This window comes from Oricola indica (assembly GCF_965227485.1).
Taxonomy (GTDB): domain Bacteria; phylum Pseudomonadota; class Alphaproteobacteria; order Rhizobiales; family Rhizobiaceae; genus Oricola; species Oricola indica.
The window spans coordinates 716,158-737,328 of record NZ_OZ245747.1; the positions used below are offsets into that span (position 1 = coordinate 716,158).

Below are 21,171 nucleotides of genomic sequence, written 5' to 3' on the forward strand. Positions count from 1 at the left end.
TCAGGATTTCTTCTCCAGATGCCCGCCAAAGGCGAGGCGCATGGCCGAGAGCGTCCGGTCCGCGAAGTCGGACTGGCCGCGCGAGGAAAAGCGCTGGAACAGGGCTGCGGAGAGGACCGGCATGGGGACGGCGGTGTCGATGGCGGCGTCCAGCGTCCATCGGCCTTCGCCGGAATCAGAAACATGGCCACTGAACGTTTCGAGCGCCGGGTCGTCCTTCAGCGCATCGGCCGTGAGGTCCAGCAGCCAGGACGAGATGACGCTGCCGTGGCGCCACACCTCGGCGATTTTCGGGACGTCGAGGTCGAAGCGGTAATATTCGGGGTGGTCGAGTGGCGTCGTCTCGGCATCCACCTCGTGGTCCTGCGACCCGGTATTGGCGGCCTTCAGGAGGTTCATGCCTTCCGCATAGGCCGCCATCATGCCGTATTCGATGCCGTTGTGGACCATTTTGACGAAATGGCCGGCGCCGGCCGGGCCGCAATGCAGATAACCCCGCTCGGCGGGCGTAGCGCCGTCGCCGCCCGGCGCAAGGGCCGCGAAAACAGGATCGAGGCGGGCGACGGCCTTTTCGTTGCCGCCAATCATCAGGCAATAGCCGCGTTCCAGCCCCCAGACGCCGCCGCTGGTGCCGACATCGACGAAGTGCATGCCTTTTGGCGTCAGCCGTGCCGCAATATCGACCGCGTCGGTGTAGCGGGAATTGCCGCCGTCGATGATGACGTCGTCCGCCTGCATCAGGGCCGCCAGTTGTTCGACCGTCTCGCCGACGATTGCCGCCGGCAGCATGATCCAGGCGGCGCGCGGCGGTTTCAGCAAGGCTGTGAATTCCTCGAGGCTGGCCGCGCCCGTCGCGCCTTCGGCGACCAGCGCCGCGACGCTGTCCGGGTGGATGTCGTGGACAATGCATTCGTGTCCGGCGCGCAGCAGCCTGCGCACCATGTTGCCGCCCATACGGCCGAGCCCGATCATTCCGATCTGCATGCGTCTGTTCCTTGCTGATTTGTCCCTTGAGGACCACTTAAGTAGAAAACAGTCACCTTGTCAGCCGCGCCAGGGAGATTTCACCCTTCGCGCGGCGGTTTCGGAGTTGATGTCATGCAATGGTCGTTTCCGGTCGCGAAGGTCGCGGGCAGCGAGATCCGCATCCACCTGACCTTTTTCCTTTTGCTGCTGTGGATCGGGATCGCCTCGTTCCAGCAGGGCGGCGGGGCGGCGGCCACCGAGGGCGTGGCGTTTATCATCGCGGTGTTCGCCTGCGTCGTGCTGCACGAGCTTGGTCATGCCGTCGCCGCGCGGCGCTATGGCATCAAGACGCCGCGCATCACGCTCCTGCCGATCGGCGGTATCGCGCAGCTGGAGAGGATGCCGGAGGATCCGCGCGAGGAGATCGTCGTCGCCATTGCCGGGCCCCTGGTCAATGTCGTCATCGCCGCCGTTCTGATCGTGATCCTGGGGGCCTTTCCCAATCTCGCGGCCATATCGAATATCGACAATCCGGAACCGGGTTTCCTGGCGCGGCTGGCGACGGTCAATGTCATTCTCGTGCTGTTCAACCTGATCCCGGCATTCCCGATGGATGGCGGACGGGTGCTGCGGGCGCTGCTGGCCATGCGCTTCTCGCGGGTGCGGGCGACCGAGATCGCCGCGACGGTCGGGCAGGTCGCCTCCTTCATCTTCGGTTTTCTCGGTCTCCTGTCCGGAAACGTGCTGCTGATCTTCGTCGCGATCTTCGTCTACATCGCCGCGACGGGTGAATCGCAGGCGACGTCATTCCAGGCGATGGCGGCGCGGGTTCCGGTTCGCAGGGGCATGATCACGAAATACGAGGCGCTTGGATCGGCATCCACGCTGGGGGATGCCGCGGATGCGCTGTTGAGGACGACGCAGCACGAATTTCCGGTCATCGATGGCGGCGGCAATCTGCGCGGCGTGCTGACGCGTTCGGCCATGGTTGCCGCGCTGCAGCAGCACGACCGGAGCTATCCGGTTCACGAGGTGATGGCGCGCGAAATTCCGCTGGTGCCGGACACCGCGATGCTGGACGCGGCCTTCAAGCTTCTGCAATCGCCGGGCGCCGATGTTCCGGCCGTCGGAGTGACCGACCGCGAAGGCCGGCTGGCCGGCTATGTCACGACGGAAAATATCGGCGAGTTGATGATGGTCGGCGAAGCCGCGCGCCGCTAGCGCGGCCTATTCGGGAAAGCAGGCGAGCGGGATATCGGGCCATTTGGCCGCGTCGCATCCGTTGACCCTTTGCTGCTGCCTGAAAGACTTGCTCGTCGGGCCGGTCACCATCGCATCGACACCGTAAGGCGCATCGGCATAGGCCAGCTCCGCCTCGGTTGGCGTATCGTCCGGGCCGGGCGCGACCACGCCGCCGAAAATCGTCAGGGCGGATGCCAGAGCGGCTGCGGGCAGGATGTGAAGGGCCATCATTCGTTCTCCTTGGAACGCAGATTGCGCTTATTGCGTTAATGCTTCGTTAGGAAACAGGTTCCGCCGCCGCTAATTTTCAATGGTCTTTCGCATTTGCGAAAAAGCCTGTATGAGCGCGGCAACGACAATGCCGGGCGTTTGGCTCGGCCCTCGATTTCCGGATACACACAATGGCACTACGCAACATCGCGATCATCGCGCATGTCGATCATGGCAAGACAACGCTCGTCGACGAACTTCTCAAACAGTCGGGCGTCTACCGCGACAACGAGCGCGTGCAGGAACGCGCGATGGATTCCGGCGATATCGAGAAGGAGCGCGGCATTACCATTCTCGCCAAGGCGACCTCGGTGGAATGGAAGGGCACGCGCATCAACATCGTCGACACGCCCGGACACGCCGATTTCGGCGGCGAGGTCGAGCGCATCCTCTCGATGGTGGACGGCGCGATCGTGCTGGTCGATGCCGCCGAGGGTCCGATGCCGCAGACCAAGTTCGTCGTCGGCAAGGCGCTGAAGGTCGGACTTCGTCCGATCGTCGCCGTGAACAAGATCGACCGGTCCGACGCGCGCGCCGACGAGGTGATTAACGAGGTGTTCGACCTGTTCGCCGCGCTTGACGCGACCGACGAGCAGCTCGATTTCCCGATCCTGTACGGGTCCGGCCGCGACGGCTGGATGGCGCCCGAGACGGAGAAGCCGGCGGATGCCTCGCTCGCGCCGCTGTTCGACCTCGTCGTCGAGCACGTGCCGGAGCCGAAGGTGGAAGCCGGCCCGTTCCGGATGATCGGAACGATCCTGGAAGCGAACCCCTTCCTCGGCCGCATCATCACGGGCCGCATCGAATCCGGCTCCATCAAGCCGAACCAGACGGTCAAGGTTCTCAATGCCGATGGAAAGCTCGTCGAAAACGGCCGCATCTCGAAAATTCTCGCCTTTCGCGGGCTGGAGCGCCAGCCGGTCGAAGAGGCGCATGCGGGCGATATCGTCGCCATTGCGGGCCTGTCGAAGGGCACCGTCGCCGACACATTCTGCGATCCGTCGGTCACCGAGCCGTTGACGGCCCAGCCGATCGACCCGCCGACCGTGACGATGAGCTTCCTGGTCAACGATTCCCCGCTTGCCGGTACCGAGGGCGACAAGGTGACCAGCCGCGTCATCCGCGACCGGCTGCTCAAGGAAGCCGAGGGCAATGTCGCGCTGAAGATCGAGGAAGCCGATTCAAAGGATTCCTTCTACGTCTCCGGCCGCGGCGAATTGCAGCTTGCCGTGTTGATCGAGACAATGCGCCGCGAAGGCTTCGAACTCGCCGTCTCGCGACCCCGCGTCGTGATGCACAAGGACGAGAGCGGCACGCTGATGGAGCCGATCGAGGAAGTCGTGATCGACGTGGATGACGAACATTCCGGCGTCGTGGTGCAGAAGATGTCGGAGCGCAAGGCGGAGATGGTCGAGCTGCGCCCGTCGGGCGGCGACCGCGTCCGGCTGGTTTTCCATGCGCCGACACGCGGCCTGATCGGCTATCAGTCCGAGCTTCTGACGGATACGCGCGGCACCGCCGTGATGAACCGCCTGTTCCATGGTTATCAGCCCTACAAGGGCGAGATCGGCGGCCGCGTGAACGGTGTCCTGTTGTCCAACCAGGCCGGCGAGGCCGTTGCCTATGCGATGTTCAACCTGGAAGATCGCGGTCCGATGGTCATCGATCCCGGCGCGAAGGTCTATCAGGGCATGATCATCGGCATTCACACGCGCGACAACGATCTCGAGGTCAACGTTCTCAAGGGCAAGCAGCTGACCAACATCCGCTCGGCCGGCAAGGACGAGGCCGTCAAGCTGACCCCGCCGATCAAGATGACGCTCGATCGGGCGTTATCCTGGATTCAGGATGATGAGCTTGTCGAGGTGACGCCGAAGAACATCCGTCTGCGCAAGGCGTTCCTCGACCCCAATGACCGCAAGCGGTTCGAAAAGGCGAAGGCCACCGCCTGATGGCGGAACACGTAATCGACCTTGCGACATGGCCGCGCGCGGAGACCTTCCGGCTCTTCCGCGGCTTTGAGCGGCCGCATTACGCGATCACGTCGCGCGCCGATGTCACGCGTCTGGTCACGGAACTGAAGCCGGCCGGTGTCTCGGCCTATCGCGCCTGTATTTATGCGATCGGCGCCGGCATTCACGCGGTGCCGGCGCTCAGGATGCGGTTTCGCGGTGACGTCGTCGTCGAGCACGACCGTGTCGATCTCTCGATGACCGTACCGCGGGCCGATGGCAGTTTCGGCTATGGCTATGTCGGGTTCGATCCCGCCTGGGCGGTGTTCGACCCGCTTTGCGCCCGCGAAATCGCGGAGGCGGCCGAGCGGGACGGGCTCGGCGCGAATGAAGGCTTTCGCGACGACGTCGCCTATCTGTCCTGCCTGCCCTGGATGGACTTCACCGGTCTCAACAATGCGATGCCCGGTCCCGACGAGTGCATTCCGCGAGTGTCATGGGGGCGGTTCACCGATGACGGCAACGGCCGCCACTCCGTCGCCGTGACGATCGAGGTTCACCATGCGCTCGTCGACGGGCGGCACCTCGGACTTTTCTACGAGGCGTTGCAGGCCGCGTTGGATGCTATCGAACCGGGCTGAGCTTGCACGGAGCGGGCGCCGGGCCTACTGAGCAGAAAGCTCACCGGAGTTGTCCCGCAGTGTTTTCATCCCTTGCGCTTGTGCTTCGCGATCCGCTGCTGCGGCTGATCCTGGCCGGCCTGTTCCTTGTCGGGGTGGCGGTCTCTTCGGTCATGCCTTTTGCCTCTCTGGTGGGGGTCGAGCGGTTTGGCCTTGCCGACGCGACCTATTCGAGCATCCTTTTCGTCGCATCGCTCGTCACCGTGTCGGCATCGATCGTGATCGGCATCGTTTCCGACCAGCGCGCCAATCGCCGCAAGTTGCTCGTTCTGACATTCGCGATTGCGGCCGTCGGGTATTTCCTCGTCTTCGCGGCGAAATCTCCGCTGGTTTTCGCGGTCGCGCACATGACGCTGATTCCGCTCGGGGGGACGGCCTTCAGCCAGCTCTTCGCGCTTGCCCGCATCGCGGTGCGCACGCGCGCACCCGACAGTTACGACGAGATTTTCGGCGTCGTGCGCGCGAGCTTTTCGCTGGCTTTCGTCATCACGCCGCCGCTGTGGTCGATGGCGCTGGCCAGCGGTGCGGACCTGACCGACATCTACATTTCGGCGGGTTTGGCGACGGTCATATGCTTCGCGCTGGTCGCGATATTCTGGCCGGCGGGTGCGGCCGGCGCGCTGGAGGACACGAGATCGGGGCTCGGTATCATCGCGGCCCTGAAGGAAATGCTGGCGCCGTCGATCCTCGCTCGGATGCTGGCCGTCGGGTTCATCACCGGTTCCAACCAGCTCTATATGGTCCTGTTCGGGCTTCTGATCGTCAGGGAAATCGGCGGCGAGACGGCCGATGTCGGGCGGTTTCACGGCGCGATCGCACTGCTCGAAATCCCCTTCATGCTGATGTGCGGGATCGCCCTGAGGCGCCTGTCGAAGCCACGGCTGATCGCGCTGGGCGGGACGATCTATGCGGGCTTCCTGTTCCTGTTCGCCTCGATGACGTCGATGGCCGTCGCCTACTTTCTGGTCGTTCCGGCGGCGCTCGGCGCGGCGGTGATCCTGTCTGTCTCGATCTCCTATCTGCAGGACCTGATGTCGGCGCGGCCCGGGGCCGGCGCCGCGCTGATGGCGGCATCGAATTTCGTCGGGCAGATGGTCGCCGCGATCGCCTTCGCCGTCGGTACGGCGGTGACGTCCTATGCGGGAACGGCGGTTATCGGGGGGATGCTGGCGTTGGCGGGCGTCACGGCATTGCTGGCGATGGACAGCCGAAGCGGACAGGCGCGGGCGCGGGCCTGAAGCGGCCGCCCGCGCGAGGCGGGCAGCCGGAACGATCGAGCGTCAGAGCGCGGGGAGATCCGGCAGTTCCTGGCCGAGCCATTTTTCGGAGAGGCTGTTCAGATCGCCGCCAAGCTTCTTGTGCAGGATGAAGACATTTACCCACTGGAGAAGATCGACATTGCCCTTCTTCACACCGATGAAGGCCGGCGATTCCTTGATGATGAACTTGGTCTCGACATCGAGGTCCGGATTGTCGGCCGCAAGCTGGGCGGCGACGGTGTTGCCGGTCACGATGACATCGGTCTGGCCGGAGACATAGGCGGCGAGGTTTGCCGCGTTATCGCCGAAGCGGATGATCTCGATGCCTTCCGGTCCCTTCTCGGTCAGTTCGAGGTCTTCCAGCGTGCCGCCGGTCACGCCGACCTTGAATCCCGAGAGCTCTTCCACGGAGGAGATCGCCTTGTCCGACGAGGCGAATGCGCCGGAGAAGAAGGGCGCATAGGCGCTGGAGAACCAGATCGACTTGGCGCGTTCCGGATTGGCGCCCATCGAGGAGATGACGAGGTCGACCCGGTCGGTTTCGAGGAACGGAATACGTTGCTTCGAGGTCACCGGAACAAGCTCGATCTCCACGCCGAGATCGGCGGCGATCAGGTTGGCGACATCGACGTCATAGCCGACATAGTCGCCTTCGGCTCCGAGCGAACCGAAGGGCGGAAAGTTCTCGGGAATGGCGATCTTGATCGTGCCGGCCGAGAGGATGTCGGAAAGCTCCGCCTTTGCGGGCACGGCGACGATCAGGGCGGGCAACAGCGCCGCGATTGCGGTCTTCATCAGTCTTTTCAGCATGTCGATTTCCTTTCTTCTGGGTGAAACGGGTCAGGCCGCTGGTTTGACCACCCTGCCGCGCACGCCGCCGAGACGCTTTTCGAGATGGCGCGAATAGAGCGACAGCGGGTAGCAGAGGGCGAAATAGATGAGGGCCATCAGCGGGAAGATGACGAAGGGCTCCGGGGCGTTGGCCCAGCGCTTTCCGGTGTTCATCAGGTCGTGGAAGCCGATGATGTAGGCGAGCGACGTGCCCTTGATGATCTGGACCATGAAGCCGACAGTCGGCGCGAGAGCGAAGCGCACGGCCTGGGGCATGATGACGAGGCGCAAAACGGGAATGAAACGCAGCCCGAGCGCGGCGGCGCCTTCCCATTGCCCGCGCGGGACGCTCTCGATCGCGCCGCGCCAGACATCGGCGAGATAGGCGCTCGTATAGAGCGTCAGCGCGCAGGAGGCGGCGATCCACGGATTGATGTTCGAGCCAGTCAGGCGCGGTACGCCCAGCCCGAGCAGGAACAGGAGCATGAGCAGCGGCACGGACTGGAAGACCCAGGTGTATGCCGCCGAGACGCGCTTGGCATTCTTCGAGGGCGCGACGCGCAGAATGGTGATTGCCAGCGCGACCAGCCCGCCGCCCAGAAAGGCAATCAGCGCGAGGTAGATCGTGAACTGGGTCGCATCAAGCAACTGGTAGAGGACGATGCCGAAGGGCTTCCCGAAGATTTCCGCGAACAGATCCTTCATGCGGTGGCCCGCCATTTGAACATCGTGCGGTAGAGCAGGTTGAGCAGGCCTTTGAAGGCGAAGGCCGTCAGCAGGTAGATTACCGTCAGGACGATGAAGACCTCGAAGGACCGGAAGGTCCGGCTGTCGATATAGAGCCCGGCATAGGTGAGGTCGCGGACGCCGATCTCGGAGATGATGCCGGTGGTCAGGAACAGGAAGATGAACTGGCTGTTGAGCGAGGCGTACATTTTCCCGATCGCCTGCGGTAGCACGATCTTGATGAAGATCAACCGCTTACGCACGCCGAGTGCGGTGGCCGCCTCGATTTGCCCGTCCGGCACCGAGCCGTAGCCCGCGCGCAGGATTTCGGCGAAATAGGCGGAGAAGTTGATCGTCAGCGCGAGCAGGGCATGCGCGGTGAAGTTCCACTGGTAGCCGAACAACATCGGCAGGCCGAAGGCGACGAAGAAGAGCTGCACGATCAGCGGGGTGTTGCGGATGAATTCGACAAAGGCGGCGGAAACTTGCGCCAGCACCGGCACGTGAAAATAGCGCGAGGCGGAGAGGAGGATCGCGATAGTGAGACCGATCAGCCCGGCCCCTGCCGACAGCAGCGCGCTGCGCAACGTGCCCTCGAGCAGCAGCTCAAGATATTCGGCATTTCGGTAGATCTCGAAGAACCGGAATTCCATGCCCCTTGATCAGGCAGGTTCCGTGCCAAGCGGCGAAATGCCGCAACTGGCCGCCGCAAGTTGTAAAATTATGCGAGTTCAGGCGGAAGGACGCTCATTTTTTGAGCATCTGGCCGAAATCAGGCTTCGTCGGGATTTTCGTCCAGCGAATGGCGGTTGATCAGCGGCATCTGCGCCATGGTGAAGATGATCGCCAGCGGGGTGAAGCCCCAGACCTTGAAGGCGACCCAGAAATCGGTCGAGAAATTGCGCCAGATGACCTCGTTGACCGCGGCCATGGCAAGGAAATAGAGGCCCCAGCGAAGGGTCAGCTTGTTCCAGCCTTCGGCATCGATCTTGAAGGCGCTGTCGAAGACGTAGCGCAGAAGCGACGTCTTGAAGAAGACGAGGCCGCCGAGCAGGATCGCCCCGAACATCGTGTTGATGATGGTCGGCTTCAGCTTGATGAAGACTTCGTCCTGCAGCCAGAGCGTCAGCCCGCCGAAGACGACGACCACGACGCCGGAGACGAGCGGCATGATCGGCAGGGTCCGGGTCAGTACCCAGGACACGATGAGAGCGACCACCGTGGCGGCCATGAACAGAGCGGTGGCGATGAAGATCGGACCGCCGATGTCGGCCAGCGCCGGGAAGCGCTCGGCCAGCCATCCGCCGCGCGAATTGCCGAAGAAGAACACGACCAGCGGCCCGAGTTCCAGAGCCAGCTTGAGGAGGGGATTGATCTTTTCGCGTTCGGGATCGGCGGGGTCGCGCTCGAAAACCGGCTTTGTCATGGGGTATCCGCTTCGAATGGGGCCGTTCGCTTTCACCTAGGCGATTGAATCGCGATTTGCCAGTGCGAAGCGCGAAAAGCCGGACCGGCGGATTATGTTGCAGTGCAGCAAAAACTGGTGTTATGCTTAATCATTCGTCAACGAATCGGGCTCACACTCGGTTGGCGATGCTACTTTCGTAGCAGCATCACGAACCGGGAGGACACGGCCGTCTAGCGAGGCCCGCCTCCCGCGCGCTTCGCTCAATGCAAGGAGCGCGACATGCCGAATCCGTTGATCAAGTCAGTCCTGTCAGTCTTTCTATGCCTCGCCGCGAGCGGGGCATTTGCCTGCGAGTTCCGTCCGAACGGTGCGAGCGGGCCGGAGCCGGCGGCGACGCTCGACATGCTGCCGGAGGGCATCGTTTCCGGCACGCTTCGCTGCGGTGCCAGGGCGCATGCGGCGCTTGTCTGGACACTCGGCGTCGATGGCGGCCAGGAAAATCTCGGCGTTCGCGACGACAAGCTCTTCGAGATTCGTCACACCGGACCGCTGAACCGACTGATGGCGGCGCATGTCGAGGACCACGCGCACATCACGGTGTTCGAACGCAGCGAGACGGTGAAGATTTCGAGCGGTCCTCTTCCCGAGGGGCGCTTCAGCATCCGCCGGTTTTTCACCTTCTGCGATATCGACCATGCGGCCGACCCGCTGGACTGCTCGATCGGAAAGGCGCGCATCAAGGGCCGGCGCACGGCGCAGGACACGAACAAGGACGGGTATCTCGATATTTCCGAGCACGAGATCAGCTATTACGACGGCGACTCGAAGCTGCACGTCTTGAGTTTCGCGACGCCCTATGGCGACAGCCTCACCGCCGATGCCGGACTGTGGATCGAGGCGGTCAATGCGGTGAGCGACGTGCTGAAGCCGCGGGAACTTGCCTCGGCCGAATAGCGTCAGGCGGCCACGCCAGCGATCGCGGCGGCGAAATCCTTCGCGCGGAACGGTTCGAGATCGTCGACGCTTTCGCCGACGCCGATGAAATAGACCGGCAGTTTGTATTTCGCCGAGATGGCGACGAGGATGCCGCCGCGCGCCGTGCCGTCGAGTTTCGTCATGACGAGGCCGTTCACGCCCGCGACGTTGCGGAAAATCTCGACCTGATTGAGCGCGTTTTGACCCGTGGTCGCGTCGAGTGTCTGCAGAACGGTGTGCGGGGCTTCGGGATCGTGTTTCTGGAGCACGCGGACGATCTTGGCCAGTTCGTCCATAAGTTCGGCCTTGTTCTGCAGGCGCCCGGCTGTGTCGATGATGACAACGTCCGAGCCATTGTCCTGCGCCGTCTTGAAGGCGTCCCATGCGAGGCCGGCCGCATCCGCGCCGAGCTTCGTGCCGACGAAGGTCGAGCCCGTCCGGTCGGCCCAGATCTTGAGCTGTTCGATGGCGGCCGCGCGGAATGTGTCGCCCGCGCCCAGCGTCACCTTGAGGCCGGCGTCGCGCAGCTTGGCGGCGAGCTTGCCGATGGTCGTGGTCTTGCCGGTGCCGTTGACGCCGACGACCAGGATAACATGCGGCTTGTAGGAGAGGTCGAGTTCCAGCGGGACGGCGACCGGGTCGAGCACCTTGGCGACCTCTTCCGCCATGATGGTGCGGACTTCCTCGTCCGAGACCTCGCGTCCATAGCGGCCCGAGGCCAGCGTGTCGGTGATGCGCATTGCCGTTTCCAGGCCGAGATCGGCCTGCAGGAGGACGTCTTCCAGTTCCTCCAGCGTGTCCTCGTCGAGCTTGCGCCGCGTGAAAATGCCGGAAATGGAATCGGAAAGCTGGCGTGAAGATCGCGACAGGCCCGACGTGAGGCGGTTCAGCCAGTTGCGGCGCTCGGGCTCTGCGGGGGCGGCTGCCGCGACGGGAGCACGTTCCTCGCCGATGAGCACCTTGCCCGCCGGTTCGGTCGGGGGCGCATCAGCGGCAGGCTCGACATCGGCTTCGTTTTCGGATGCCGTTTCAGGCTCAGGCTCAGGCTCAGGCTCAGGCTCAGGCTCAGGCTCAGGCTCAGGCTCAGGCTCAGGCTCAGGCTCAGGCTCAGGCTCAGGCTCGACCGTTTCGGAAATCGCGGGCTCCGGCGCGGGTTCGCTTGCCGGTTCCGGTGATTTCGCTTCGGCAGATGTGAATTCCGCCGGGAAACTGCCCGGCGGAATCTCTGACGGCGTGTAGGACGGAACCTCATTGGGCTCCGATGGAACCTCGTTCGGCGGTTCGTAGACGGGCTCATGGACGGGTGGCGCTTCCGGCGGAGAATCCGGCGGCGAGATGTCGGGTCCGTGATCGGGCTCCGGCGTTTCCGGGCCCGGCGGCAATTCCTCGGGCCATTCTCCGGGAACGGGTTCCTCCGATGGCGGCGTCTCGGGCGGCGCGTCCGGCGCCGGTTCCTCGGATGGTTGCGGTGGTTGCGGCTGCTCCGGCGGTATCGGCGGAATATCCGGCTCGCCACCGGCGGCGATCACGCTATCGGGCGCGGTTTCGGCGATGGTCGTTTCGGGTGTTTTTTCCGCAGTGTCTTCCGCGGGAACGTCCTCGACGGTCTTCCTGCCGAAGGAGAAGATTTTCTTGACGAATCCTAGAGCCATGGCGCGGACTATACTTACTCGGCCGCAACCGCGAAAGCGGGTTTCGCCGTGAGTTTCGCTCCGTCATGCCCGTCGATGACGACCGGGACGATATCGCCGGGCTGCGCATGGGTCGCGCCGACCTCGACCAGCGAGAAGTCAGCCGCCCGGCCGAGCGTTTCGCGCTCGATCAGGACGTCCTGCCGCGTGCCGATCAGTCCGTCCATGTGGCGCAGCCACGCGGCATCGGCGGCTTCGCGCAGTTGCTTGGCACGTGCCTTGACGATCTCGCGCGGCACTTGTGGCATGCGGGCCGCGGGCGTTCCCTCGCGCGGGGAAAACGGAAAGACGTGGAGATGGGCAAGGCCGCATTCCTCGACGATCTTCAGCGAATTCGCGAAATGCGCGTCCGTTTCGGTCGGAAAGCCGGCGATGATGTCGGCGCCGAAGGCGGCATCGGGGCGCAGGCGGCGAACCTCTTCGCAAAAGGCAATCGAGTCCTCGCGGGCGTGGCGGCGCTTCATGCGCTTGAGAATCAGGTTGTCGCCATGCTGCAGCGACAGGTGGAAATGCGGCATCAGGCGCGGCTCGTTGGCGATCGCTTCCATCAGGTCGTCGTCGGCCTCGATGGAATCGATCGAGGAGAGGCGCAGCCGGTCGAGTTCCGGCACCTCGCGCAGGATCGAGCCGACCAGGCGGCCGAGCGTCGGCTTGCCGGGCAGGTCGGGGCCGTAGCTCGTCAGGTCGACGCCGGTGAGCACGACCTCGCGATAGCCGTTCTCGGCCAGCCGCTTCACCTGGTCGACGGCAGCACCCATCGGCACGGAGCGCGAATTGCCGCGTCCGTAGGGGATGATGCAGAAGGTGCAGCGGTGGTCGCAGCCATTCTGGACCTGCACGAAAGCGCGCGCTCGGCCCTCGATGGCATCGACCATGTGCGACGCCGTCTCGGTGACCTCGAAAATGTCGTTGACGCGCACCTTCTCGAACTGGTTGACGCCGAATTCCGGCAGGGCGCGGTAGCTCTGCGCCTTGAGCTTGTCGTCATTGCCGATGACGAGGTCGACTTCCTCCATCTCGCCGAAGGATCCCGGCTCGGTCTGGGCCGCGCAGCCTGTGACGATGATGCGGGTATCCGGATTTTCCCGGCGCGCCTTGCGGATCGCCTGCCTTGCCTGGCGGACGGCCTCGCCGGTGACCGCACAGGTGTTGAAGACGATGGCGCCGTTTTCCAGTTGCCCGAGGCCGGCCGCCTCGGTCTCGCGGCGCATGACCTCGGATTCATAGGTGTTCAGCCGGCAGCCGAATGTGACGATGTCGACCGCCATTACATCGCCTCTTGTGCCGGCGTGTCCGTGTCGCGCGCCCATGCGCCGGTGGCGGCGTCGAGATGGCCGGAGAATTCCCATTCCGCGGGTCCGGTCATGATGATCCGGTCATCGTCGCGCCATTCGATCAAAAGGTCGCCGCCGGGCGGCGTCACGGTCGCCTTGCGCTCGGTCTTGCCGATGCGCGCCGCGCAGACGAGCGTGGCGCAGGCGGCGGAGCCGCAAGCCTCGGTCAGGCCGGCGCCGCGTTCCCATGTGCGGATGATGACGTGATCGCGCGAAACCACCTGGGCGATGGTGATGTTGGCCTTTTCCGGGAAGATCGGATGATTTTCCAGCAACGGCCCGAACCGTTCCAGGTCGTAGGACCAGACATCGCCGTCAACCCAGAAGACCGCATGCGGATTGCCGATGCTGGCAACCGATGGCGTGTGCAGCACCGGCGCGTCGATCGGCCCGATCTGCAACTCGATGCCGGTCGTGTCGTGGAATTCCTCCTCCAGCGGGATCTCGTCCCACCGGAAACGCGGGCGGCCCATATCGACGGAAATCGTCCCGTCCTCATGCTCCTCGGCGTTGAGAATGCCGGCAGGCGTCTGGAACGTGTAGACGGCCTTGCCGGTTTCGGCGGCCAGCGCCTGCACGACGCAGCGCGTGCCGTTGCCGCAGGCCTGGGCGCGGGAACCGTCGGAGTTGAGGATGTCGATGTAGTTGTCCGTGCCGTCGATGCGCGGATCGTGGATCGCCATGATCTGGTCGAATCGGGTCGCCGGATCGGCATTCAGCGCCACGGCCGCCTCGGGCGCAATCGTCCCGTCGCGGCCGCGCATGTCGGCCACGATGATCAGGTTTCCAAGCCCATTCATTTTCGCAAACGGAACGTCGAGCGCCATTTCGTCCGGTTTTCCCTTGTTTCCGGGCCTATATGGCGGATCGGACGTTAAAAAACCAGTGTCAGGAGCGTTCGCGAAGCGGCTTGCTTTCGCAACCGGTTCCAACGCAGTCTCTGCGCCGCCAATGACCGCCACGATCGACAACAAAACCGCCCGTCGCGCCTTCCTCGCGCTGCAGGGGCTTTCGGACCCGCCGCACAAGGGGCAATCGCGCGGTGATCTCATGGAAACGATCCGCCGGCTTGGTTTCGTGCAGGTCGATTCGATCAACACGGTGGCCCGCGCGCATCACCAGATCCTGTTTTCGCGCAATGCCACCTATCGCGAGAAGAACCTGAAACATCTGGTCGAACGCGACTGCCATCTCTTCGAGAACTGGACCCACGACGCGTCGATCATCCCGTCGGAGTTCTTCTGCTACTGGCGGCACCGCTTTGCCCGCGAGGAAGCGCGGCTGCAGGCGAAATACGAGAGCTGGCAGGGGTCTCGCTTCCTGCACGAATGTGACGGCATCCTGGACCGGGTCGCGCGCGACGGGCCGGTCATGACGCGCGATTTCGAGGGCGACAAGCCATCGACGGGCTGGTGGAACTGGCATCCGTCGAAGACGGCGCTGGAATATCTGTGGCGGACCGGAAAGCTGGTCATTGCCCGGCGAGACGGTTTCCAGAAGGTCTATGATCTAACGGAACGGGTCATCCCGGACCATTGCCACCGCGCCGAGGTGGAGCACGATACCTTTGTCGATTGGGCCTGTCGCTCGGCGCTCTCGCGGCTGGGCTTTGCCACGCGCGGAGAGATCGCGGCCTTCTGGGACCTGCTGAAGCCCGACGAGGTGGCCGCCTGGATCGCGGAGTACGATGACGAACTGGAAACGGTTCTGGTCGAAAGCGCCGATGGCTCGAAGCCGCGCGCCTGCCTGCGTTTCAAGGATTATCCGCGCCTTCTGGACAATCCGCCGGAGCCGCCGGGCCGTGTGCGCGTGCTCAGCCCCTTCGATCCGGCGCTGCGAGACCGCAAACGCGCCGAGCGCCTGTTCGGCTTTTCCTATCGCATCGAAATCTTCGTGCCCGAGCCGAAGCGGGTCTATGGCTACTACGTCTTCCCGATCATGCGGGGCGACCGCATCGTCGGACGTATCGACATGAAGGCCGATCGCAATGCCGACGTGCTGGCGGTGAAGCGGTTCTGGCCGGAAAAGGGTGTTCGGCTGTCGAAAGCGTTCCTAACGGAACTCGAGGCTGAACTGGATCGAGTCAGGCGTTTCGCGGGCGTTGAAGGTCTTGAATTCGCCCGCGACTGGATCGCGACGGCCTGATTCAGGCAGCTATCGCCTGCGTCCGGCGGTATTCGCGAAACGAGATCATGCGGCTCTGCGTTTCGTCCCAGAGCGCCAACGGGATCGTCTTGAGGCTGTCGAGCAGCGTCATCCGGTTGATCTTGCGCAGTTCCGGATGGTCGCGCAGCACCCGGCCGAGACGGTAGAAGGGGATGCGCGCCGACAGGTGATGGACGTGGTGGACGCCGATATTGGCGGTGAACCAGCGAAGCGGCTGCGGCAGGTCGTAATGCGAGGAACCGTGCAGCGCCGCGTGCTGGCGCTGCCAGGCGGGAAGCCGCTCCCAGCTCGTTTCCTCGAACTGGTGCTGCACGAAGAACAGCCATACGCCGGCGGTTGCCGCGAGCAGGGTGATCGGCAGTTGCACGACAAGGAAGACCTTCCAGCCGACAAGCCAGATCAGGGCGGCCACGAGCGCGGCGAGCGCCAGATTGGTGCCCATGGTCGAGATCCAGGGCTGCCAGCCGCGGCGCATCGATCCCAGCGGGAGACGATGGTCGAGAATGAAGAGATAGGCCGGGCCGATGCCGAACAGGACGAGCGGATGCCGGTAAAGCCGATATTTGAATTTTTCCCAGGTCGACAGGGCTTTGTACTCCTCGACGGTCAGCGTGGCGATCTCGCCAAATCCGCGATGATCGAGGCAGCCTGAACCCGCATGGTGCAACGCATGGGAGCGCTTCCAGTTGGAATAGGGCGTCAGGGTCACCACGCCGACGGTCCGCCCGACCCAGTCATTGGCCCGGGTGCTGCGGAAGCAGGCGCCATGGCCGCAATCGTGCTGGATCATGAACAGGCGCAGGAGGAAACCGGCAGCCGGCAAGGCGAGGATCAGGCCGGCCCAGTAGCCGTGGCTGATCAGGAGGGCCATCGCTGCCCATATCAGGGCGAACGGTACAAGCGAGAGCGCGAATTCGAGGCTGCCGCGCGCATTTGACGGCTGGCTGTAGGCGGCGATGGTCTTCGCCCAGGTACGGGCGTCTTTCGTCGCGGAGGGGTGATCGGTTTGAGACACGTGTAGGCTTCCGGTTCTGATTTCACGGCGGATACGCGGTAGCGAGCACGATCCCTTGCTTTTCAAATGGGGGAATTCGATCCCGAATACCAGCAATAATCCGTCATGCGACGATCTGGAGCGTCTCGCGGTAAAGCGCGCGCCGGCCCTATAGCGGCACGTCCCACGTTTCGCCGGGTTTGAGCGGGCGGAACACGTCCGGCGCGACTCCATGCTTCGCAAGTGCCTCGTCGAGCGCGGTCAGCGGGTCCTCGATTCCCTCGTCGGTCAGGTTGAATGTGCCCCAGTGATGGCCGGCGGTATGCGCCGCGCGGCAAAGCGTGTGGCCGCGCACGGCTTCGTCGGGACTTTGATGCTGGGGTGTCATGAACCAGCGCGGTTCGTAGGCCCCGATCGGCAGAATGGCGAGGCGGAAGGGCCCGTGTTTTTCGGCGGCCGCGCGATAGTTGATGCCATCGTGAAACCCGGTGTCGCCGACATGGTAGACCTTGCCGCCCGGTGCCTCGATGACGAAGCCGGCCCAGAGCGCCATGCGCCGGTCGGTTCCACCGCGCGCCGACCAATGATGGATCGGCTCGAAATGGGCCGTGACATCCGGTGAGAGAGAGGCCGTGTCGCCCCAGTCGCCGGTGACGATCCGTTCCCGATCGACGGCGTTGCCGATGATCGCGTCATTGCCGAGCGGTGTCACGAAAATCGGGTCGTGTTTCCGGGCGAGGCGTTGCAGCGCCGCGAGATCAAGGTGGTCGTAGTGATTGTGGCTGATGAGAACGGCGTCGATTTTCGGCAGTTTCTCGAAGCGCACGCCCGGCGGATTGCGCCGCTTCGGGCCGAACCATTGAACCGGGCTCGCGCGCTCGGCGAAAACCGGATCGAAGAGCATGTTCAGCCCGGCGGTTTGCAGGAGTATGCTCGCATGGCCGATCATGGTGATGCGCAGACCGGTTCCCTCGACGCGCTCCTCCGGATGATGATCGTCATGCGGGCTCGCATAGGTTTTCGGCCAGGACGTTTTGCCGCCCGCGAAGCGCCAGCGCAGCACCTGGAGAAAACCCGGTGGCGGGGTCCCGCCGGGATTGAAGAAAACCGTACCGTCGAAATGGTCGGTGACGGGGCCGCTGTAGTAGCGGTTGGCGGATTCGCGTTTCGAGGCGCGGAGGGGCTTTGATGGCGATTGCTGGTCCATCTGAGCAAAGTGGACGGTTCGGCCGCAATTGCAAGCCTGTGACGGCGCGTTGAGCACGTCGCGACCTTGACTCGCTCCCCCTTTTCCGCCATAGCCCGCGCGACTAGCGACGAGTGACAACTCCGAGCCACCGACCGGGACCCGCAAAGGTATAAAGAGATCCCGGAGGTCAACACCCGGCAGCGCGATGCGCCCCCGGGTGCTTTTTGGCTTTGGGGTTTGCGCGGCGCAACGGACACCTACCTTCCGGAAAAGACCGGAAGTGGAGAAACGCATGTTTGAATCGCTTCAGGACCGCCTCGGTTCGATCCTGAGTAACCTGACCGGACGCGGCGCGCTGTCGGAGAAAGATGTCTCCGCGGCGTTGCGCGAGGTGCGCCGTGCGCTCATCGAGGCGGACGTGGCGCTGGAAGTCGTGCGCGGCTTCACCGACCGGGTGCGCGAGAAAGCGGTCGGGGCCGACCTGCTGAAAAGCGTCAAGCCCGGCCAGATGGTCGTCAAGATCGTCCATGACGAGCTTGTCGAGATGCTGGGTTCGGAAGGCGAGGTGATCGACCTCAACGCCCCGGCGCCCGTCGTCATCATGATGGCTGGCCTGCAGGGCTCCGGCAAGACGACCACGACCGGCAAGATCGCGAAGCGGCTGAGCGAACGACAGGGCAAGAAAGTCCTGATGGCCTCGCTCGACACGCGGCGTCCCGCCGCGCAGGAGCAGTTGCGCCAGATCGGCGAACAGACCGGCATCGCCACCCTGCCGATCATCGAGGGTCAGGGCCCGGTCGATATCGCGAAACGCGCGGTGCAGGCGGGCAAGCTCGGCGGCCATGACGTCGTCATCCTCGACACGGCCGGCCGGACCCATATCGACGAGCCGATGATGGTCGAGATGGCGGACGTGGCGAAGGCCTCCAATCCGCACGAGACACTGCTCGTCGCCGACTCGCTGACCGGCCAGGACGCGGTCAATCTCGCCAAGAGCTTCGACGAGCGTATCGCGCTGACCGGTATCGTCTTGACCCGAATGGACGGCGACGGCCGCGGCGGCGCGGCGCTCTCGATGCGCGCCATCACCGGAAAGCCGATCAAGCTGATCGGTACCGGCGAAAAGATGGAAGCGCTGGAGGAATTCCATCCCAAGCGCATCGCCGACCGCATTCTCGGCATGGGCGACATCGTCTCGCTGGTCGAAAAGGCCGCCGAGACCATCGACGCGGAAAAAGCGCGGCGATGGCGAAGAAGATGCAGTCGGGCAAGTTCGACCTGAACGACCTCGCCGACCAGCTTCAGCAAATGTCCAAGATGGGCGGCATGGGCGGCATCATGGGCATGATGCCGGGCATGGGAAAAATGAAGGACCAGATGGCTGCGGCCGGGCTCGACGACAAGGTTTTCAAGCGCCAGCTCGCGATCATCTCTTCGATGACGCCGAAGGAGCGGTCCAACCCGGATCTCCTGAAGCATTCCCGCAAGAAGCGCATTGCCGCCGGCTCGGGCACCAGCGCCGCCGACATCAACAAGCTGCTGAAGATGCACCGTCAGATGGCCGACATGATGAAGTCCATGAAGGGCAAGAAGGGCGGCGGCATGATGGGCAAGATGATGGGCGGCCTCGCCGGCAAGATGGGCCTTCCCGGCGGCGTGGGCGGGATGGGCGGCATGCCCGATCTTTCCAAGATGAGCCCGAAGGAACTCGAGGAACTGCAGAAGCAGGCGCAGGCCGCCGGTCTCGGCGGTGGCGGAATGCCCAAGCTTCCGGGCCTCGGCGCTTCCGGGCTTCCGGGCCTTGGCGGCGGACCGGGATTGCCCGGCCTGCCGAAGAAGAAGTGAGGCGGGGGAAATGGAAACGGTGAACACGGCGGAGCAGGCCCAGTCAGTCCTCAAGGATCTTCGGCGCTCGATCGACAATTTCGATGCGATCCTGATCCATACGCTGGCCGAGCGCTTTCGCTGCACGAAAGCCGTCGGCGAGATGAAGGCGACGCATGGCCTTCCACCGTCGGACCCGGACCGCGAGAAGCGACAGATCGAGCGGCTGCGCCAGTTGGCGAAGGATGCCGATCTCGATCCCGATTTCGCAGAGAAATTCCTTGCCTTCATCATTCGCGAAGTGATCCGCCATCACGAGGCGATCGCGGCGAAGACCGAGGATAACGCCGGCTAGCGCCGGCATGAAAACAAGAGACGAACGAACAGGCTGTTACAGGAGTAAACCATGGCACTGAAAATCCGTCTGGCCCGCGCGGGCTCCAAGAAGCGTCCCTACTACCACGTCGTCATCGCCGACGTGCGCAGCCCCCGGGACGGCCGCTTCATCGAACAGGTCGGGTCGTGGAACCCGATGCTGCCCAAGGACGGCGAAGCAAAGCGCGTGACGCTGAATGAGGAGCGCATCAAGCATTGGCTCGAAGTCGGCGCGCAGCCGACCGACCGTGTCCTGCGCTTCCTCGACGAGGCCGGCCTTGCGAAGCGCGACGCGCGCAGCAACCCGAACAAGGCGAAGCCGGGCAAGGCCGCGCAGGAACGCATCGCCATGAAGGCGCAGAAGGAAGAGGAAGCCAAGGCCGCCGCGGAAGCCGCTGCCGCCGAGGCCGCCGAAGCCAAAGCCGCCGCAGCGGAAGCGCCTGCCGAAGAGGCTGCTGCACCGGAAGAAGCCGCCGCGGAGTAATTCGCGACAGGCGACACCGTTTCGGGAAGGCGGGCTTTGCGGCCCGCTTTTTCGTTTTCTGCACGGAAAGCTGGCCGGCGCTGTTTCAGTTTGGGACCGCCGGGTTGTAAGGAGCAGTTTGTGCAGAAAAGAAATCGTCCGGTCGGTTAAGGTTGTGTTTTCCTTATTTCGCCATTTTATTGGGTGACTGAAGGGCGTATCTGCCCGTGGCGCAAGCGCGGGCGAACAGGAGAGATTAATGCAGAAATCTGCGTTTGCCGCGGGTGTGTGTCTGGTCGCCGCGGCTATTGCCGTCAGCGGGTGCACGAGCTCGCGATTCGGGACCTACCCCACCCAGGGGCAACCGGCTCCGCTCGATCCCGCGCCCAGAGGCTCGGTAACGTCAGGCCAGCTGCCGCCGCCGTCGCAGCCGGGTGTCGATCCCAATGCGCAGGGGCAGTTCCCCAACGCGCCGGGCGCCAATGGCGGTATGCCGGGTGATCCCAATGCGCCCGATTCCAGCGTTCAGGAGGTTGCGACCGCCCAGCCGGTGACGCGCGAAGCGCTCGTCGGGGCCTGGAAAGTCACGACCGCCGGTTCGTCCTGCCAGATGTTCATGGCGCTCACCAAATGGACCGGCGGTTTCCGCGCCGCCTCGCGCGGCTGTCCCGGCGATGCGGCCAGTGTCGCGGCCTGGGACGTACAGGGCCAGCAGGTGGTCCTTAGCGATTCCAACGGCAACAAGGTGGCGTCGCTGTTCGCGTCGGGCGCCGGCGCGTTCAACGGACAGACCACCAGCGGCGCAGCGATCTCGCTCACGCGCTAG

Annotated in this window: 20 protein-coding genes and 1 pseudogene; 10 read left to right on the forward strand and 11 right to left on the reverse strand. The window is 64.0% G+C overall.

The window, feature by feature from the left end; translation table 11 throughout:
• Nucleotides 1-984 (reverse strand): phosphogluconate dehydrogenase (NAD(+)-dependent, decarboxylating), encoded by a 984-nt coding sequence (gene gnd / locus ACQK2M_RS03760; protein WP_425416689.1) that lies wholly within the window; start codon nucleotides 982-984, stop codon nucleotides 1-3.
• A 114-nt stretch (nucleotides 985-1,098) separates the two neighbouring features.
• Here gnd and ACQK2M_RS03765 point away from each other — a divergent pair, with 114 nt between their 5' ends.
• Nucleotides 1,099-2,187, forward strand: coding sequence for a site-2 protease family protein (locus tag ACQK2M_RS03765; protein WP_425416690.1), 1,089 nt, complete (start codon nucleotides 1,099-1,101; stop codon nucleotides 2,185-2,187).
• 6 nt (nucleotides 2,188-2,193) lie between these two features.
• Here the strand turns inward: ACQK2M_RS03765 and ACQK2M_RS03770 are convergent, their stop codons facing one another.
• Nucleotides 2,194-2,439: a hypothetical protein gene (locus tag ACQK2M_RS03770; protein WP_223477491.1), complete on the reverse strand. Its 246-nt coding sequence runs from the start codon at nucleotides 2,437-2,439 to the stop codon at nucleotides 2,194-2,196.
• A gap of 170 nt (nucleotides 2,440-2,609) precedes the next feature.
• On the opposite strand from ACQK2M_RS03770, the gene typA reads away from it, so the two are divergent.
• Genes typA through ACQK2M_RS03785 form a run of 3 tightly spaced genes read left to right on the forward strand, consistent with a single transcriptional unit; the run spans nucleotide 2,610 to nucleotide 6,348 of the window.
• Nucleotides 2,610-4,430, forward strand: a complete 1,821-nt coding sequence (gene typA / locus ACQK2M_RS03775) for a translational GTPase TypA (protein WP_425416691.1) — start codon at nucleotides 2,610-2,612, stop codon at nucleotides 4,428-4,430.
• Nucleotides 4,430-5,071 (forward strand): CatA-like O-acetyltransferase, encoded by a 642-nt coding sequence (locus ACQK2M_RS03780; protein WP_425416692.1) that lies wholly within the window; start codon nucleotides 4,430-4,432, stop codon nucleotides 5,069-5,071. The genes typA and ACQK2M_RS03780 overlap by 1 nt, the downstream gene beginning before the upstream one ends.
• Nucleotides 5,072-5,130: 59 nt before the next feature.
• On the forward strand, nucleotides 5,131-6,348 hold the full coding sequence (locus tag ACQK2M_RS03785) for an MFS transporter (RefSeq protein ID WP_425416693.1): 1,218 nt from the start codon (nucleotides 5,131-5,133) through the stop codon (nucleotides 6,346-6,348).
• A 42-nt stretch (nucleotides 6,349-6,390) separates the two neighbouring features.
• On the opposite strand, the gene ACQK2M_RS03790 is transcribed toward ACQK2M_RS03785, so the two are convergent.
• The 4 genes from ACQK2M_RS03790 to ACQK2M_RS03805 form a co-directional block, all read right to left on the reverse strand.
• A complete protein-coding gene (locus ACQK2M_RS03790; protein ID WP_425416694.1) occupies nucleotides 6,391-7,179 on the reverse strand; it encodes a transporter substrate-binding domain-containing protein in 789 nt (262 codons plus the stop codon).
• 30 nt (nucleotides 7,180-7,209) lie between these two features.
• Complete coding sequence (locus ACQK2M_RS03795; RefSeq protein WP_425416695.1) at nucleotides 7,210-7,905, reverse strand: amino acid ABC transporter permease; 696 nt, start codon at nucleotides 7,903-7,905, stop codon at nucleotides 7,210-7,212.
• A complete protein-coding gene (locus ACQK2M_RS03800) occupies nucleotides 7,902-8,579 on the reverse strand; it encodes an amino acid ABC transporter permease (protein WP_425416696.1) in 678 nt (225 codons plus the stop codon). The genes ACQK2M_RS03795 and ACQK2M_RS03800 overlap by 4 nt, the downstream gene beginning before the upstream one ends.
• A gap of 119 nt (nucleotides 8,580-8,698) precedes the next feature.
• Nucleotides 8,699-9,352 (reverse strand): septation protein A, encoded by a 654-nt coding sequence (locus ACQK2M_RS03805; protein ID WP_425416697.1) that lies wholly within the window; start codon nucleotides 9,350-9,352, stop codon nucleotides 8,699-8,701.
• Between the two features lie 261 nt (nucleotides 9,353-9,613).
• Here ACQK2M_RS03805 and ACQK2M_RS03810 point away from each other — a divergent pair, with 261 nt between their 5' ends.
• The gene (locus ACQK2M_RS03810) at nucleotides 9,614-10,288 is read left to right on the forward strand and encodes a hypothetical protein (RefSeq protein WP_425416698.1); all 675 of its coding nucleotides are present in this window, start codon (nucleotides 9,614-9,616) and stop codon (nucleotides 10,286-10,288) included.
• A 2-nt stretch (nucleotides 10,289-10,290) separates the two neighbouring features.
• Here ACQK2M_RS03810 and ftsY read toward each other — a convergent pair whose 3' ends face one another.
• Genes ftsY through dapF form a run of 3 tightly spaced genes read right to left on the reverse strand, consistent with a single transcriptional unit; the run spans nucleotide 10,291 to nucleotide 14,161 of the window.
• Nucleotides 10,291-11,961, reverse strand: a complete 1,671-nt coding sequence (ftsY, locus tag ACQK2M_RS03815) for a signal recognition particle-docking protein FtsY (protein ID WP_425416699.1) — start codon at nucleotides 11,959-11,961, stop codon at nucleotides 10,291-10,293.
• Between the two features lie 14 nt (nucleotides 11,962-11,975).
• Complete coding sequence (gene mtaB / locus ACQK2M_RS03820; RefSeq protein ID WP_425416700.1) at nucleotides 11,976-13,268, reverse strand: tRNA (N(6)-L-threonylcarbamoyladenosine(37)-C(2))-methylthiotransferase MtaB; 1,293 nt, start codon at nucleotides 13,266-13,268, stop codon at nucleotides 11,976-11,978.
• Nucleotides 13,268-14,161 carry a diaminopimelate epimerase gene (gene dapF, locus ACQK2M_RS03825; protein ID WP_425416701.1) on the reverse strand — a complete coding sequence of 298 codons (894 nt, stop codon included), beginning with the start codon at nucleotides 14,159-14,161 and terminating at the stop codon, nucleotides 13,268-13,270. The genes mtaB and dapF overlap by 1 nt, the downstream gene beginning before the upstream one ends.
• Before the next feature lie 124 nt (nucleotides 14,162-14,285).
• Between dapF and ACQK2M_RS03830 the strand changes: the two genes are divergently transcribed.
• Nucleotides 14,286-15,479 carry a winged helix-turn-helix domain-containing protein gene (locus tag ACQK2M_RS03830; RefSeq protein WP_425416702.1) on the forward strand — a complete coding sequence of 398 codons (1,194 nt, stop codon included), beginning with the start codon at nucleotides 14,286-14,288 and terminating at the stop codon, nucleotides 15,477-15,479.
• Between the two features lies 1 nt (nucleotide 15,480).
• Here ACQK2M_RS03830 and ACQK2M_RS03835 read toward each other — a convergent pair whose 3' ends face one another.
• Together ACQK2M_RS03835 and ACQK2M_RS03840 are read right to left on the reverse strand one after the other, a co-directional pair.
• Nucleotides 15,481-16,515: a fatty acid desaturase gene (locus tag ACQK2M_RS03835; protein ID WP_425416703.1), complete on the reverse strand. Its 1,035-nt coding sequence runs from the start codon at nucleotides 16,513-16,515 to the stop codon at nucleotides 15,481-15,483.
• A 148-nt stretch (nucleotides 16,516-16,663) separates the two neighbouring features.
• Nucleotides 16,664-17,701: an MBL fold metallo-hydrolase gene (locus tag ACQK2M_RS03840; RefSeq protein ID WP_425416704.1), complete on the reverse strand. Its 1,038-nt coding sequence runs from the start codon at nucleotides 17,699-17,701 to the stop codon at nucleotides 16,664-16,666.
• A 274-nt stretch (nucleotides 17,702-17,975) separates the two neighbouring features.
• On the opposite strand from ACQK2M_RS03840, the pseudogene ffh reads away from it, so the two are divergent.
• The 4 genes and pseudogenes from ffh (at nucleotide 17,976) to ACQK2M_RS03860 (ending at nucleotide 21,171) form a co-directional block, all read left to right on the forward strand.
• Nucleotides 17,976-19,528 (forward strand): annotated as a pseudogene (gene ffh, locus ACQK2M_RS03845) (signal recognition particle protein).
• 10 nt (nucleotides 19,529-19,538) lie between these two features.
• Complete coding sequence (locus ACQK2M_RS03850; protein WP_425416705.1) at nucleotides 19,539-19,862, forward strand: chorismate mutase; 324 nt, start codon at nucleotides 19,539-19,541, stop codon at nucleotides 19,860-19,862.
• A gap of 51 nt (nucleotides 19,863-19,913) precedes the next feature.
• Complete coding sequence (gene rpsP, locus ACQK2M_RS03855; RefSeq protein WP_425416706.1) at nucleotides 19,914-20,366, forward strand: 30S ribosomal protein S16; 453 nt, start codon at nucleotides 19,914-19,916, stop codon at nucleotides 20,364-20,366.
• A gap of 238 nt (nucleotides 20,367-20,604) precedes the next feature.
• Nucleotides 20,605-21,171, forward strand: coding sequence for an AprI/Inh family metalloprotease inhibitor (locus ACQK2M_RS03860; RefSeq protein WP_425416707.1), 567 nt, complete (start codon nucleotides 20,605-20,607; stop codon nucleotides 21,169-21,171).